Origin of the sequence: Streptomyces sp. NBC_00158, from assembly GCF_045160885.1 — a bacterium.
GTDB lineage: Bacteria > Actinomycetota > Actinomycetes > Streptomycetales > Streptomycetaceae > Streptomyces.
Genome location: NZ_CP108161.1, coordinates 512,859 through 526,865 on the forward strand (window position 1 = coordinate 512,859; position 14,007 = coordinate 526,865).

The 14,007-nt window shown below is 70.4% G+C and carries 12 protein-coding genes and 1 riboswitch; of the genes, 4 read left to right on the top strand and 8 right to left on the bottom strand.

Annotated elements, in window-relative coordinates:
• The first annotated feature begins 233 nt into the window (after positions 1-233).
• Positions 234-614 carry a VOC family protein gene (locus OG553_RS02245; protein WP_405977312.1) on the top strand — a complete coding sequence of 127 codons (381 nt, stop codon included), beginning with the start codon at positions 234-236 and terminating at the stop codon, positions 612-614.
• A 72-nt stretch (positions 615-686) separates the two neighbouring features.
• On the opposite strand, the gene OG553_RS02250 is transcribed toward OG553_RS02245, so the two are convergent.
• Complete coding sequence (locus OG553_RS02250) at positions 687-1,358, bottom strand: DUF4097 family beta strand repeat-containing protein (RefSeq protein WP_405977313.1); 672 nt, start codon at positions 1,356-1,358, stop codon at positions 687-689.
• 352 nt (positions 1,359-1,710) lie between these two features.
• On the opposite strand from OG553_RS02250, the gene OG553_RS02255 reads away from it, so the two are divergent.
• On the top strand, positions 1,711-2,760 hold the full coding sequence (locus OG553_RS02255; protein WP_405977314.1) for a helix-turn-helix domain-containing protein: 1,050 nt from the start codon (positions 1,711-1,713) through the stop codon (positions 2,758-2,760).
• On the opposite strand, the gene OG553_RS02260 is transcribed toward OG553_RS02255, so the two are convergent.
• The 5 genes from OG553_RS02260 to OG553_RS02280 all read right to left on the bottom strand — a co-directional run bounded on the left by OG553_RS02260 (position 2,736) and on the right by OG553_RS02280 (position 6,797).
• Complete coding sequence (locus OG553_RS02260) at positions 2,736-3,524, bottom strand: ABC transporter ATP-binding protein (RefSeq protein ID WP_405977315.1); 789 nt, start codon at positions 3,522-3,524, stop codon at positions 2,736-2,738. The genes OG553_RS02255 and OG553_RS02260 overlap by 25 nt on opposite strands.
• A complete protein-coding gene (locus tag OG553_RS02265; RefSeq protein WP_405977316.1) occupies positions 3,521-4,540 on the bottom strand; it encodes a FecCD family ABC transporter permease in 1,020 nt (339 codons plus the stop codon). The genes OG553_RS02260 and OG553_RS02265 overlap by 4 nt, the downstream gene beginning before the upstream one ends.
• A complete protein-coding gene (locus tag OG553_RS02270; RefSeq protein ID WP_405977317.1) occupies positions 4,537-5,526 on the bottom strand; it encodes an ABC transporter substrate-binding protein in 990 nt (329 codons plus the stop codon). Before OG553_RS02270 ends, OG553_RS02265 begins: the two co-directional genes overlap by 4 nt.
• Positions 5,527-5,561: 35 nt before the next feature.
• A riboswitch (cobalamin riboswitch) is annotated at positions 5,562-5,701 on the bottom strand.
• Between the two features lie 48 nt (positions 5,702-5,749).
• Positions 5,750-6,526 carry a tRNA(His) guanylyltransferase Thg1 family protein gene (locus OG553_RS02275; protein WP_405977318.1) on the bottom strand — a complete coding sequence of 259 codons (777 nt, stop codon included), beginning with the start codon at positions 6,524-6,526 and terminating at the stop codon, positions 5,750-5,752.
• Positions 6,527-6,578: 52 nt separating this feature from the next.
• Positions 6,579-6,797, bottom strand: coding sequence for a hypothetical protein (locus OG553_RS02280; protein WP_405977319.1), 219 nt, complete (start codon positions 6,795-6,797; stop codon positions 6,579-6,581).
• A gap of 472 nt (positions 6,798-7,269) precedes the next feature.
• On the opposite strand from OG553_RS02280, the gene OG553_RS02285 reads away from it, so the two are divergent.
• Both OG553_RS02285 and OG553_RS02290 read left to right on the top strand, forming a co-directional pair.
• On the top strand, positions 7,270-7,422 hold the full coding sequence (locus OG553_RS02285) for a hypothetical protein (RefSeq protein ID WP_405977320.1): 153 nt from the start codon (positions 7,270-7,272) through the stop codon (positions 7,420-7,422).
• A 1,341-nt stretch (positions 7,423-8,763) separates the two neighbouring features.
• Positions 8,764-9,207 carry a hypothetical protein gene (locus OG553_RS02290; protein ID WP_405977321.1) on the top strand — a complete coding sequence of 148 codons (444 nt, stop codon included), beginning with the start codon at positions 8,764-8,766 and terminating at the stop codon, positions 9,205-9,207.
• 733 nt (positions 9,208-9,940) lie between these two features.
• On the opposite strand, the gene OG553_RS02295 is transcribed toward OG553_RS02290, so the two are convergent.
• Positions 9,941-10,615, bottom strand: a complete 675-nt coding sequence (locus OG553_RS02295; protein ID WP_405977322.1) for a hypothetical protein — start codon at positions 10,613-10,615, stop codon at positions 9,941-9,943.
• Between the two features lie 130 nt (positions 10,616-10,745).
• The gene (locus OG553_RS02300; RefSeq protein WP_405977323.1) at positions 10,746-13,964 is read right to left on the bottom strand and encodes a DNRLRE domain-containing protein; all 3,219 of its coding nucleotides are present in this window, start codon (positions 13,962-13,964) and stop codon (positions 10,746-10,748) included.
• Positions 13,965-14,007: the final 43 nt, after the last annotated feature.

Here is a 14,007-nt window from a genome sequence, read left to right on the forward strand (position 1 = left end):
TCTTCCTCCGTGCTCGTGCGGTGCGTGTCCGGCAACTCGCAGTCTAGGCCGACCGGTTGGTTTGTCGCACCGGCCGCCGTCCCCGGGGCGTGAACAGTGTGTGTCGGCGGGGCTCGAAAGGGGTGGACCGTACCGTGAAGGGCTGTTTAGGATCAGGTCGACGGCATCGCGTGTCGGTCACCGACCGGGTGAGGCATGGAGGTGCCGTGACTGCCTTTCGGAGGCATTCACACATGTCGGTCCAGCTGAACCACACGATCATCCACTGCCTTGACAACAAGGTGTCCGCCGCGTTCCTCGCGGACGTCCTCGGTCTCGAAGTCGGCCCGGAATGGGGCCCGTTCATCCCGGTGTCCACCGCCAACGGCGTGACCCTTGACTTCGCGACCATCCCGGCCGAGTCGATCACGCCGCAGCACTACGCGTTCCTGATCTCGGAGGAGGAGTTCGACTCCGCCTTCGAGAAGATCCGGGCCTCGGGGGTCGAGTACTTCGCCGACCCGCACCGCAAGCACCCGGGCGAGATCAACCACAACGACGGGGGCCGCGGGGTGTACTTCACGGACCCCGCCGGACACGCGATGGAGATCATCACCCGCCCGTACGGCGGCTAGACGGCCTGGCGGTGAACCGGTGCGCGCCCCCGACCCCCGTGACGGGGGCGTGCACCGGCGTCCCGGCCGGCTTCAGAGGCCGCGTGCGGTGATGTCGCCGTGGGCGGTGGTGGCGCGGATGTTCAGCGCGGCGTCGGCGCCGGCGGTGTTGTTCAGCGTGTTGTCGATGCGGCCGTAGCCGGTGCCGGCGTCGAGGGAGGCGGAGACCCCGGGGGCGGCGGCGACCGTGATGTCCCCGTGTTCGGTGCTCAGTACGACCGTGCCGCCGACGGCCTCGGCGACGCGGAGGTCGCCCTTCTGGGTGCGGATCTCCGCCGGGCCGCCGAGGCGGGCGACCGAGACGTCGCCGGACTGGAGGGTCAGGCGGGCGCTCCCGGTCTCGTCGAGCTCCACCGCTGCACGCGCGGCGTCGAAGGCGACCTCGCCGAGGCGGCCGGTGCTCCGCAGCTCCGCGTCGGCGGCCTTCGCCTCGACGCGGGAGCCGGCGGGCAGGTGGACGGTCACGTCGAGCCGTCCGGAGGAGCCGAGGAGCTGGTTGCGGGCGGCGGGGGCCGTGACGCGCAGGACGCCTTCCCCGTAGGCGACTTCGGTTGCCTGCGCGGCCTTGATGTCGCGGCCGTTGGTGGCGTCGGCGGGCAGGACCTCGACCGTGGTGTCCGTCCGGTCGGCGGCGACGAGGCGGATCCGGGCCGCGGGAACGTCCAGGACGGCCGAGACCGGAACCGGCGTGTCGAACTTCTGCATCGTGCTCTCCCCATTCGGTGTTCGCTGTCTTGCGGGCCGGGTCGCGGGAACGCTCACGCCGGCCGGAATCTCCCCCGGGCGTCGCCCGCCGCCGACGGCGGACCGGGCTCCTCCCCGGACCGCGCCCGCCCCGGGCCCCGTGCGGGTCGGGCGCGGGGGGGCGGAGCGCTGCGGCGGCGGCGCGCCGGAACGGACATCACGCTATCCGCGCGCGGACCGCCCGGTGAGGGCCGTGCGCGCCAGGCGGGGGACCGTCCGCGCCACCGGGGGACTTTCCGCGCCGTCTTGGGGTCATCTCACGCCCGGCCGGCGTAGTGATCTTGTGCCGGGATCTCGTCTATGCTCGGCGCCCGTGGTCTCACACGCACATCAGGGGACGACGTCCTCGGCCCTCGCCCGTCTCAACGTCAACGCCGCGCGCAGGCTCGGCATACCCGGCAGCGGGTACGCGCACCTGCTCGGCGTGGCGCCCGAGCACCTGCACGACGACCTGTGCCGCCCGCCGACGCTGACGAGCATCCGCATCGCGGAACTGATGACCGTTCACGCGCCCTGGCCCGAGGTGGCGCTGCTGATGGCGCAGGAGTCCGAGGTCGGCTCCCTCGGCGTCTGGGACTACCTGATCACCTGTGCGCCCACTCCGCTGGAGGGGATCCGGGACGCCGCCGCGTACCTGGCCTCCGTGCTCGACATCGGCTCGGACAGCCTGCGGGTCACCGAGGACGGCGGGCACGTCCGCGTCAGCCACCTCAACGGGGCCGATCTGACCTACGAGGCCGCGTCCGCCGTGCGCGCCTGCGCGCTCGGCCTGATCCAGCGGCGGCTGGCCCACGCCGCCCGGCGCCCCCTGGTCCCCGTCCGCGTCGCCCTGGCCACCGAGGCCCCGGCCGACCACGGTCCCCTCGTCGAGCTGTACGGCACGCGCGCCGTCGACTTCGAGGCGCCCGTCAGCTCGATCACCTTCCTCGCCGCCGACCTCAAGGCCCCCGCGCCGCACGCCCAGCCGGGCCTGTCGGTGGTGCTGCGCAGGCACGCCGAGCAGGCGCTCGCCTCATCGGTGCCGCTCAACAGCTGGCTGGACCTCTTCCGCACCGCCCTGGAGTCCGCGGCCGGGAGCGCCCCGCCGACGCTGCCCGGGGTGGCGCTGCGCATGAGCATCAGCACCCGGACCCTGCAGCGGCGGTTGGAGGAGCACGGCACGACCTGGAGCTCCGAGGTCGAGGACCTCCGCCGGACCCACATCACCGGGCTCCTCCACGACACCGACCTGAGCGTCGACGCGATCGCCGCCCGTACCGGCTACGCCGACGCCCGCGCCCTGCGGCGCGCCGTGCGCCGCTGGTACGGGCAGACGCCGGCGACCGTGCGCGCCGGACGTCACCCGGCGGGTTCCGGCAGGTAGACGATGCTGGGGGCACCCGTGGTCGGGTGGGTGCCGACGCGGGTGCGGACCCCGTAGACCTCCGCGAGGAGATCCTCGCGCAGTACCTCGCCGGGGGTGCCCGCGGCGACGACCCGGCCGGCCGACAGGACGTACAGCCGGTCGCAGAAGGAGGCCGCGAGGTTGAGGTCGTGCAGGACGAGGAGCGCGGTCGCGGGCAGGCCGCGGACCAGGCCGAGGACCTCCAGCTGGTAGCGGATGTCGAGGTGGTTCGTCGGCTCGTCCAGGGCGAGCAGGCCCGGTTCCTGGACGAGGGCGCGGGCGACGAGGGCGCGCTGGCGCTCGCCGCCGGACAGTTCCTCGAAGCGCCGCTGCGCGTAGCCGGCCGCTCCGACGCGTTCCAGCGCCTCGGCCACCTGCCGCCGGTCCTGGGGGCCGTCCTGCTCCCAGAAGCGCTTGTGCGGGCTGCGTCCCATGGCGACGACCTCGCGGACGGTCAGCCCGAAGGTGCCGGCGGCGTCCTGCGGGACGACCGCCACCCGGCGGGCGCGCTCCTTGGCTCCGAGCGCCCCGGCGTCGGCTCCGTCGAGCAGCACCCGGCCGGCGGTGGGCCGCAGGGTTCCGTAGACGCAGCGCAGCAGGGTGGTCTTGCCGCTGCCGTTGGGCCCGACCACGCCGACCGTCTCGCCGGGGCGGGCGGTGAGGTCGACCCCGTGCAGCAGGGTGTGCCCGTCCACCTCGTAACGCACGGCCTCTACGGCAAGTTCCGCCGGTCCTCGCGTCATCCCGCCACCCCCTCGGTGCGGCTGGTCCTGCGCAGCATCCACAGGAAGAACGGTCCGCCCACCAGCGCGGTGACCACCCCGACCGGAACCTCCTCGGGGGCCGCCGCGGTACGGGCGACCAGGTCGGCGAGGACCAGGAACACGGCCCCGGCGAGCGCGGCCACGGGCAGCAGCGCCCGGTGGCCGGCGCCGACGGCCATCCGGGCGGCGTGCGGGACCATCAGGCCGACGAAGCCGATGGCCCCGCTGTAGGCGACGAGCACCCCGATGACCAGGGACGAGAGCACGAACACGGCGGCGCGGAAGCGGCCGGTGTCCAGGCCGAGGGTCTGCGCTCCCTCCTCCCCCGCGAGCAGCAGGTCCAGCGGCCGGGCCAGGGCGGTGAGCAGGCCGGTGCCGGCGAGCAGCGCGGCGGCGGGCAGGGCGAGTTCGTCCCAGCGGGCCCCTCCGAGGCCGCCCAGTGTCCAGAACAGCGCCAGGCGGAGCTGGTCCGGTTTGGCGGACAGGACGAGGACCAGGCTGGTCAGCGCGGACAGCACGTACTGCACGGCGACCCCGGCCAGGATCAGCCGGCCGGTGGTCATGGTGCCGCCGCGCCGGGCCATGGCGTAGACGGCGACGAGCGCTGCCATGGACCCGGCGAAGGCCGCGCCCGGCAGTCCGAGTCCGCCGGCGGCTCCGGCGGCACCCGCGCCGGACACGATGACCAGCACCGCCCCGGCCGAGGCCCCGGAGGAGGCCCCGAGCAGGAAGGGGTCGGCGAGCGGGTTGCGCACGAGGGCCTGGAGCACGGTGCCGGCCACCGCCAGCCCGGCTCCGACGACGGCCCCGAGCAGGACCCGGGGCATCCGCACGTCCCACACGATGGAGGCGAAGGCCCCGCGCGTTCCGGGTCCGCCGAGGACGATGTCGACGACCTGCCCGGGCGGGATGCGTACGGGCCCCAGGGCCAGGCCCGCCACCATCGAGGCGGCGAGCGCGGCGGCGAGCAGCACCGGCGTCAGCGCGCGCCTCACGGGGCGTCGGGGTGCAGCTGGCCGCCCAGGGACTCGACGGCGTCGGCGACGCGTACGCCGAGCACGGCGGAGGACAGCGGCAGCACGGCGAACCGGCGGTTCTTCACGGCGGGAACCCCGGCGAGCGCCGGGTCGTTCAACAGGCGCTGCTTCTTGGCCTCGACGGTGGTGCCGCCGTAGTCGTAGATGAGGACGACCTCGGGCGCGCGCTCGATGACCTTCTCCCAGGGCACGTCGCCGAAGGTGTCCTTGAGGTCGGCGAACACGTTCGTGCCGCCCGCGAGGGAGACGATCTCGTTGCCGATGCCGCTGCCGCCCGAGGTGAAGGCGGAGGCCTCGCCGGAGTCGTAGACGAAGACGGACGGCCGGGCCCGGTCCTTGACCCGTGCGGTGACGGCGTCCACGCGCCGCTGCTCCTCCCGGACGAGGGCCTCGCCGCGCTCGGGGACGCCGAAGGTGCGGGCGACCTCGTTGATCTCGGTCTTCAGCTGTGCGAGCCCGACGGGGCCCTCGGTGCAGTACTCGACGCTCAGCCGGGTGCCGATGCCGGCCTTGGCCAGCCCTTCGCGGTCACGGCCCTGGCTCTTGTCGAAGGCGCTGGCGTAACCCCCGTACACGAAGTCGGGGTTCGCTCCCAGCAGCACCTCCTTGGAGGGGTACTCCTTGGCCAGCACCTTGATCTTGTCGTAGGCGGGCCGGTAGGCGGGCAGCACGGAGTCGTCGAGGTAGGCGGTGCCTGCCATCCGGTCCTGGAGCCCGAGGGCCAGCATGATCTCGGTGGCGTGCTGGTTCATGGTGACGGCGCGCTCGGGCGGCGCCTGGTAGGTGCTGCTGACACCGCAGTTGGTGACGGTGTACGGGAACCCGGGCGCGGGCTGCGCCCCGGCTCCGGGCCCCTCGGCCCCGGACGGCCCGCCGCAGGCGGCGAGCGGCAGGACAAGGGCTATGGGCAGGAAGGAGCGCACGGCGGCGCGGACACGCGACATGGTGAGGCCTCTCCGGGGGATCCTCGTCCCCGGTCGAAGTGAAGAGGCGGTGCGTCAGTGTCTGACTCCCGGCCCCCACGCGCACGCGGCGGCCGGTCACAGTGGCGGGACCGCACCGGATTCACACCGGTTTCCTGTCCTGCACCGCCGGGACAACCCGGCCAAGTCTGCCAGATCCGATCTTCACACCCGGAAGGGGCGGCGGGTCCGGGCGGATGCCCTGTCAGGCGGTCAGCGTGGGCATCGCCGGGATCCGCCGCGCGAGCCATCCGCCCGGCTCGGCGGTGAAGTGCTCCGCGCCTCCGGTCTCCCACCAGGAGCGGACGGCCGTGGTCCGTACGGTCTGGCCGGACCGCTTGTCCGTGTACTCGAGTTCCCGTTCTCCGGTCGCCCGCACGGCCACCTGGCCCCGCTTGCAGGCGGCCGGGTAGTCGTTCCAGTTCACCCCTGCCTCGGACCACAGCAGTTCCTGCATCGCTCCGGTCGACACGCGCTGGAGCCGCTTGTGGGAGAAGTGCGCCTGGGCCGCCATGGAGATCGAGTTCCGGACCGCGTCGCGCTGCCGCCACACGAAGTAGTTGGCGACCTCGACGGGGTCGGACATGGTGAACGTCCGCGCGTCGAAGAGGGCCCGCCCCCCGGGCCGGCGCTCGTTGAGGACCGCCGTGGCCAGCGAGGCCGACACCGACAGCTGCTTGGCGACGACGCCACCGAACCAGGGCTCGGAGCTCTGGCTGGTGAAGTCGGTGAGCAGCAGGCTGATCTCGTCGGACTGGTGGTAGGCGAAGGCCGTCCCGCTCACCTCGGCGCAGAGCGCCTCGGTGACGGCGGCCATGTCCTCGACGAAGCCCATGTCGAAGGGCCTGTCCGCGTGGCGCAGGTAGGTGTGGAAGGCGCGGCCGTCGAGGCGCAGGATCGTATAGGTGCGCCGGGGCAGGACGGCCCGGTGCGCGGCCTCGTACCGCTTCATGCGGTCGCCAAGTGCGGTCGTGTCGCTCATGCCACAGGGTACCGGGAGCCCCTCGGCCCCCGCCCCGCAATAACGACCCTCGCTACTCGCCCCTCTTCCACGGCCGGTCTCCCGGCCGCAGCAGCGTCTCCGGCGGCTGACCGCCGGCCCGTCTCTGCCCCGCCGTGGACACGCCGACGAACAGGACCATGAGGAATCCCACGACCGACAGCGGCCAGAGGGTGAAGAACCCCACGATGAACAGCAGCAGGCCCACAGCCAGCAGGCCACGCCCCCAGTCCGGGCCCTGTTGCTCCGCCACGTCGGCTCCCTTCGTCGAGAGCGCCCACGGTACGCGCGCGAAGGGGCCCGCGATGGCCGGCTGGAACAAGACCATACGAAGGAGAGCTCTCCCGGAACCGTTCCACGGGGAAACGAACACTCGAATTGCGCCCGGAGGGACCCCGAATCGCTTCGATCCCTTGCACCGATGAGGCCCATCACTCACGTTCAGGCGTTCATGCGGGGCCTTCCCATTAGGTGCCTCAGGCTGCCGTTGCAGAGGAGACGAGCACCAGCTATCCCGAATCGGCGTAAGGCCCATACAGCTCTGGGTTCTTCCGCCGCTTCGCGTTCCAGATGGCCTTCTCATCCTGCTGGACATCCCTCCCGGCACACATCAGAGCGAAGGTTACACTGTCGAAAGTGACGTACGAGGTGACCACGCTGGGCGAGGTGTCGTCCTTCCCGGTGCTGCGGACGGTGTGGCTGGAGCAGCGTGACCGGAGCACCTCGTGAGCAAGAAGGGTTCCTTCAACCACCCCGCCGCCCTCGCCACTGCTCTCGACCAGGGCGCCTGCGCTTCTGGTCGTCCGGGCCCGTGGGTGATCACCGGCCAGTACCGGGCGTCGTGGCGTTCGGAGGTCCATGGCGGTGGGCCGGTGTAGGTCGCGGAGGTCGGCACCAGCGCCCCGCAGGCTCGGCGGCTGGAGTACGGCTTCGTCGGTACGGACTCGCTCGGCCGCCGGCACGCTCAGCCGTCGGCGAGCGTGCTTTGTCCATGCATCACGACGCCGGGCGTCACCGAGTGGGACGCGCTCGGCCTGTGCCGGTACGGCTTCCTGTCGATCGAAGGCCCGGTCGCCGCTCACTTCGCCGGAGGTCCGGAGTGATCAAGGACTCGCACCCCACCCATCAGGTCACCATCGTTGCCGCACGGAGCGACCAGGCGGAGTGGCTGGCAGACCGCGTTCGGCGGGCCTTCCTGGCCCGCACTCCGGCCGGCGCTTGGGAATCCGAGCTCACCGCCCCGGGATAGGCTCGCTGCAACGGCCATTTTCCAATGGCGCCGGAGCCCGAGAGCCGCGGGTAAGCGGAGGGCGTCAGCCCCACGCGGATGCAGTCGGCGCGCACCGCGGAGAGGCCCACCAAATTAGTCAAGCTCCAGACGACTTCACCCAGTTCTATGAATAACACTGAACCAAGCCTTAGCTTCATCAGTCGAGTGAAACTCGGTATTCTGCACACCCAGCACCCATGTCTGCGCAGTCCCCAATGGCAGGCTCCGAGTCTGACCTCTGTGTTGACCTTCGAGGTCACCATTTTCGCAGTCTGAACCTTCGAACAACCTCAGGACTGGCACGACAACGACCGATTCGGACGGCTGCAGGTTCACCAACACACGCAGTTCACCCCTGGCTTCGCCCCCTGCACAGAGCCTTACCACGAATCCATTGCGTCGACTAGCCTCAAGATGATCAAGGCGGACGGAGACATCGATCTCCCGCTCCTGTAGATCACCGCTGGAACTGAGGAATCCGCAACATTCATACACTTCAAGATGGCCTTGAAGGGTGACACTGTGGCCATTCGCCGCTGCCGCAGGCCGAACGGCTCCCGCGAGCGGAATCGATGCCACAAGTACTGCCGTAGCCGCTATGCGCCCAAGCATCATGACAGGACCTCGCGGATCTCTCCCCCTCACCCACCCTCCACGTCGGCCCCCGCCGGGCGCGGCCCTGCGCGCCATCGCCGGCGATCAACGCGAGCAAGCAGCAGGCTGACGTCTCTCCTGCTATCGACTATTCCTTGGGGCTATCAAGGTCGCGTATTCAATGGTCACGACCATTCCCACGCATCACCTCACGCCATGGTCTCACCTCGAAAATTGGCGCGCATCTCAGATGGCTGCATGCCCCAGTTACTCAGACAGAGTGCGCACATCGACCCTTGCCACTGCCATAGCCACCCACTGAACGCTCCTGCCCGACGACGGTATGTTGGCTCGCGTGGGTCCTTCAACGGCCCCCTCACCGCGGAGACCCCTCGCGGACGCCCATCCCGAGTGCCGGGTGGGCCGGTTCCCCGACATCGTCGAGGGACGGGGCCCTGACGTGCGGCTGCCGTCCCGGAGGCTGAAGGGCGTCAAAGACGCCGGTCACCTTCCTACTCGGGCGGAGCTGACCGCCGGCACCGACCTGACGAACGCGGTCGCGGCAATCGACGGCTGGTCGCTGTCGAACCAGGCGATCGAGACCCCCGAACTGGGGTCCACGTTCGAGTCGAAGATCCCCTGTCTGGACCAGGCCGACGACTCGTCCCTCGGCTTCTACGAGGACAAGGTCGCGGACGAGATCGAGCAGCTGCTCACAGACCGTGCCCGAGGGCCCGGACGGGTACGGCGTCCGGATCGGCTTGGTGCCCCGCACGGCGTGGGAAGGCCGTGCGGCTGACCGAGAGCAGTCGTCGTAGAGCCCGACCGACGACGATCAGGACGCGCGGGCCCCCAGGCAGACGCGACCGCACCCGGTCCGGGGGCCTGGGAAGGGCCGCGGCAAGGTGCTGAGCAAGAGGCTGCCAACGGGGTTGCTGGCGCCGGCGCCGAGCCGGTGCTGCACTTCTGCAAGCGAGAGGGGCGTCGCCGGCGTGGTACGGCAGGGGGCGGGGCGTCAGAAGGCGAGTTCGAGGAGGCCACCGAGGGTGAGGACCAGCCCTGCAAGGGCCATCACGGCTCCCAGATATCGGTAAACGTGCTTCGACATGACCCGCTTCGGGGTACCGAGGTCGCCCCGGGCGTGCATGGCCCGCTCGGCGTTGGCCGCCGCGTAGCGTGCTGCCGCGCCTGCGGCATCCCGGATGTTAAAAGCGAGTGCGCTGCCCGCAACGAGACTGACGGTTCCGAGAGTCAGAAGAAAAATGCCAGGCTCATGCTGTACCCCTAGGGTGATGTGCTGGTCTGAGGGAATCCAGGGCGGGCCTGCACAGTTCAGTAGCAGGCCCTGCTCTTGGAGCTGCCAGAGGCCGGGCAGGAGAGGGCTTCCCCTTGCGGGCGAGGTCGAGCTGCCAGGTCCAGACCGTGGTTGATGACGTCAAGGGCCAGTCGGCCCGGTCGGCGTTTGCGGCCTTGCCCGCGACGGCGGCTTCACCCTGCGGAAGCATCCGTTACGGAGGCGGGACCGGCGAGGCTCAGTTGAGCTTCTTCAGCTGAGCCACCACGATGTCGGCCGGCTTCTCCGCCGTTGCGGAGGTGCTGTGCGCGGCGAAGATCACGAGGGTGGTGCCCTTGCGTACGAGGACCACCTCGATCGGCGTCTTCCTGCCGTTCAGGTCCTGTTCCGCGCCGAAGGACGCGCTCTCATCACCAGCTGTCAGGGCCGCACCAGGCACGATGTTGGTGAGTGTCACCTTCTCGTCGCCTTTCACGACGTTGATGGAGCCCATGCATGTCCGGCCGGCGCCCTTGATGTCGGCGAGCAGGGTCGCTGCCTTGGTCCCGTACCAGGAAAGCATGGACACCTTGGTCGTGGTCGTGCCCTTGGTGGCCTGGGTGTACACCTGTCCGCCGGTGCCGATCAAGGCTCCACCGAGGAGTGCGGTGGCCAGGTCCCGGCACTCGGGCCGGTCCGTGGAGATGACCGGTCCCTGGAACGCCTCCTCGACCTTGTGGCCGGGCAGGTCCTGCGCGGTCAAAGCCAGGGCGGAGAGCTGCTCATCGTCGAGGGGCTTGGGGGCCGGCGCTGCGGCCGGCGGTGACGACGGCGCGCCGCTGTGGGGTGAGGTGTCCTTTCCGGCGCTGCACGAGGTGACGAGCAGGGCTGCGGAGGCGGCTGCGATGGCATGGCGGACGGGGTGAAGGCGCACGGGGTTCTCCCTTGCAGGCAGATGGCAGTGGTGTGGCTCGGTCCGCTGTGGAAGGGGGCCCGAGGGTGAGTGCCGAGTGCCCGGCCGGTGGTTGTCCGGCCGGGCACTCGTTTGGTGGAGCGGGGCGGGATCAGCCGATGGCGCGGGCGGTGGCCCAGTCGTCTTCCTCGACGCGCCAGCTGGTGGCAGCGGTGCTCCGTCCTCCGTTGATGAGGTGGAGGGTGCCGTCGTTGCGGGTGGCGTAGAAGTCGGGGATGCCGTCGTTGTTGACGTCGGGTGTGCCGTGCAGGAGGGGCCAGGTGGTGCTGTCCCAGCCGGTGGTGGCGTAGGTGAGGTCCTTGCCGTCGGCGGAGTTGACGGCGAGGGCCAGGGAGTTGATGTCGGCTCCGCCGTTGGGGCCGGGCTTGCCGCGGCGCAGGGCGAGGCCGCGGTCGGGGGTGGTGTCGTCGCGGAAGAGGAGGTCGGGTACTCCGTCGCCGGTGATGTCGCGGACGTCGATGATGTCGCGCTTGGTCCAGCTGGTCGCGGAGAGCTGGCGGGCCTCGGTGATGGTGGCGCCGCTGTAGCCGGTGAGGATCCAGAAGGTGTCCCCGGCGGTGGCGAAGATGTCCTCCATCTTGTCCCCGTTCATATCGGGGACGACGACGATCTGGGAGAACGTGGCCGGGTCGGGTGCGCCAGGCGGAAGCAGGATCTCGGTGCGGCGGCTGATGTCGAAGCGGCCGTTGCCGTCGCCCTGGTAGACGTACAGCTTCCCGTCGGGCATGCGGGCGACGAGGTCGGTGATGCCGTCGCCCGGGTACCAGTCCTGGGAGTGCGCGATGAGCGCGGACTTGCCGCTCGCATCCTTCCAGTAGGCGGCCGGTGCGGACTTGCCGTTGTCGGTGGCCGCCGGCATCCAGGCGTCGACGTCGCCGATCTGGTCGGCGGGGTAGACGCGCAGGTCACCTGCCGCGTCGATCGCGAGGAGGTCGGACTTGCCGTCGCCGGTGGTGTCCCCGGGGCCATCAAGGCCGGGGCGGGGGCGGACGTAGAAGGTGTAGGTGACGGGGTTGGAGGGGTTCCCTGCCTTGTTGACGATGCGGACGTAGAAGAGGTTGGGTCCGGCGTTGTCGGGGTTCACGTCGATGGTGACGGTGTCCTGGCCGGCGGCCGGGACGGCCTTCTGGTCGTAGACGGGGTGGTTCAGGGACCACTGGAACTCGCGGATGTCGGCCGGGTTGGTACCGCCCGCGATCACGGTGATCTTGCCGGGGCCGAGGGTGTTCTTGCTCCACTCGGCGCCGTCCGGGCCGGGGGCGGGGAAGTCCTCGGAGCGGATCGTGGGCGGCGTGGGCTGGGTGTGGTCGACCGTGAAGGTGCACCAGCCGCCACCACCGGAGTCCATGGGGCCGCTGCCGGACCACTGTCCGTCCCAGTCGACGGCCTGGGCGAGCCAGAAGTACGTCTTTCCGGGGGTGAACTTCTCCCAAGGGACGGTCACGTTCGCGACGCCGTCACCGTTCGTGTCACGGAGCTCGTCAGCCACGGGCGTACCGTCGGCGGACCAGATCCTGAAGCTCAGCCGGCGCAGATTGCCGTCGCCGTCGGTGGCCTTGGCACGGAAGTCCACATCGGTCTTGCCGATCTTGGTGTACGGCTGCCCGGTGACGCACCCACCGCCGGGCGAGGTGCTCATGTTCGCCAGGACCGGCGTGTCGGGCACCTTGCTGTACTCGACCTCGATGTACGGGGCGCTCTCACCGTTGGCCAGGAACTTCTTCCAGTAGCTGGCGTCGTTCTCGTTCGGGGAACGCAGCCCCAGGGTCAGGCTCTGCCACGCGCCTCGGGCACCTTCCTCGACCTTCGACTTGATGTCGATGCCGACCCAGGAATCCGGGCAGGAGCTGTTGTAGCCGTGGCCAGTGCTCGCCCCTGCGATGCGATTGCCCCAGAAGGTGCCGTTGTTGGTGTTGTTCCACGTGCTGGAGCTGTTGATCAGCGGGGTGTGGTAGACGTCGAAGGGCCTAGCAGTACAGCCCCAGGAGTACGTCTGCAGCATCCGCAGGTTCGCCGAGCGGATCTGGGAGCCGTAGAGCTGGCTGCCGAAGTCGAAGATGAACGCAGCACGGGAGGTGCCGCCGGTGGTCGACTCGTAGCCGACGCGGGCCTCGGGGGTGCCGCTGCCGCTGTTGTAGTTCTGCCCGTTCCAGAAGCTGGAGCCGCCCTCGGTCTTGTAGAACGCGGTCCAGTTCTGCTTGTGCCCCTTGAAGGAGGGGTCGATGAAGACCGGGTAGACCGTGTCCGCGTCGTTCAGCAGCTGCGCGTTCGGCGTCACCGTCAGCACGTTCTCCGCCGACAGCGCGGCGCCGGCCGCCTTCGCGTGGTTGCCCTCAGCGCCGTTGAGGCCCGGCAGGGCGAGGGTCGGGTGCTCCTTGGCCTCCGGTGCCGGCTTCGCCTGCGGCTCGCCTTCGGTGACGGCCACCTTGCCGGCCGAGTCCCACATGAACGGAGTGGGGGAACCTGCAATCTCCTGGCCCTGCGCGTCCTGGGCGCTGACCGAACGGGATTCCCCGTTTAGGTGGAAGGTCAGGTCCGGGGAGGAGAGGCGGTAGTTCAGCTGGCCCAGCAGCGGGTCGGCGGCGGCTTGCTTGTCCTTGACGACCAGGACGTGGGTGTAGCCGCCGTCCTGCGCCGTCATCACCAGGTCGATCCCGGGGCGGACGTTCTCGTAGAGGGCCCGCGGGCCGGAGATGACCGGTTCGGGCAGAGCTCCGGGCCAGGACACGACCAGGTCGTGCCCTTCGGTGGTGAGCCGTACCAGTTCGCTCCATGCGGGAGCGGGCCCATCCGTCTTCACTGCGGCGGGGCGGGCCAGGGCTACGCGGGTGGTGCCGCGCGAAGCCCGGTCACCGCCCCCGCCGCCGACGGTCTGCGGCTTCGAACCTGCGCTGAACACGACGCGCCCGTTGACGGCCTTGGGGGCGAAGCCGCCCTCCACCCGTTCCAGCGTCGTGTCGATCGGCTTCCACTCGTTGCCGACCTTGGCCCGGGTCGCCAGGCTGGAGACCCTCAGCTTGAAGGTGCCGCTCGGCTGCGCCCACATGGTGGTGTGCTCGGTCGCCTCAGCGGTGACCTCGACCTCCTTGCCGCTCTCCTTCGCCAGCCGGCGGGCTTCGGGGGCGGCAACAGGTCCGTGTGCCTTGGGGGCAGGCGCCTTTTCGGGTTTCCGTTCAGGTCCGTCGAGCCGCATCCCCACGGGGACGGCGACGGCCAGGGCCAGGAGGGCGGCCAGCCCACCCGTGGCGCGCCGGCGCCGGTACCAGCGGCGGCTCGGCGGGTTTTCAACTTCGTTACGAGGCAAGGCCATTGGTGGATTCTCATCCACGGATTCGCCGACCGACATTCTCTTT

What these genes read in the sequence shown, in the direction of transcription:
- OG553_RS02245 (WP_405977312.1), top strand. Translation starts at nt 234, where the DNA reads ATGTCGGTCCAGCTGAACCACACGATCATCCACTGCCTTGACAACAAG.
- OG553_RS02250 (WP_405977313.1), bottom strand. Translation starts at nt 1,358, where the DNA reads ATGCAGAAGTTCGACACGCCGGTTCCGGTCTCGGCCGTCCTGGACGTT.
- OG553_RS02260 (WP_405977315.1), bottom strand. Translation starts at nt 3,524, where the DNA reads ATGACGCGAGGACCGGCGGAACTTGCCGTAGAGGCCGTGCGTTACGAG.
- OG553_RS02270 (WP_405977317.1), bottom strand. Translation starts at nt 5,526, where the DNA reads ATGTCGCGTGTCCGCGCCGCCGTGCGCTCCTTCCTGCCCATAGCCCTT.
- OG553_RS02275 (WP_405977318.1), bottom strand. Translation starts at nt 6,526, where the DNA reads ATGAGCGACACGACCGCACTTGGCGACCGCATGAAGCGGTACGAGGCC.
- OG553_RS02300 (WP_405977323.1), bottom strand. Translation starts at nt 13,964, where the DNA reads ATGGCCTTGCCTCGTAACGAAGTTGAAAACCCGCCGAGCCGCCGCTGG.